This is a genomic window from Acinetobacter bohemicus ANC 3994 (assembly GCF_000367925.1).
In the GTDB taxonomy this organism is placed as follows: Bacteria; Pseudomonadota; Gammaproteobacteria; order Pseudomonadales; family Moraxellaceae; genus Acinetobacter; species Acinetobacter bohemicus.
Window position 1 is genome coordinate 107,993 of the sequence record NZ_KB849165.1, and the last position, 557, is coordinate 108,549.

The window sequence follows — 557 nt, forward strand, 5'->3', positions numbered from 1 at the left end:
TTGCCTGCATCGGTACCCGTTAAGCTACCTGATACATTTACATCTTTGCCTTGACCTGCGTTCTTATTGGTAAATTGACCTTGGGCATTCAGATTAACCTGATCACCCGTAATCACACCATTCAAGCTGCCATTCACAGTCGCATTGCTCGTGCCGTCATAGACTTTATCTTGCGCTGTAATTGCACCAGTAATCTGTTTCTTGGCAATATTGGCAGTCACTAATCCATTCGTGGTCAATTCATAGTTGCCGGCATCGGTACCGATTAAGCTACTTGATGCATTCACCACTTTGCCTTGACCAGCATTCTTATCAACAAACTGACCTGTGCCACCGACTGTAACGTTATCACCTGCAATGATATCGCCTTGAGTTAAGGTGCCTTGTACCACTGCATTGGTGGTGCCGTCATAGACTTTGTTTTGGACGGTCAGCGTACCTTGCAGTTGTTTCTTGGCAATATTCGCTTTGGCGGTTGTATTGCTATTGACCGTGTAGTTGCCTGCATCGGTACCCGTTAAGCTACCTGATACATTTACGACTTTGTCTTGGGCAGC

General features: G+C 46.0%; 1 protein-coding gene. It reads right to left on the reverse strand.

Annotated features, from left to right (window positions below):
* Positions 1-557, reverse strand: a 557-nt coding sequence (locus F994_RS17700) for a YDG domain-containing protein (protein ID WP_004649313.1), incomplete at both ends; no start/stop codon positions are given.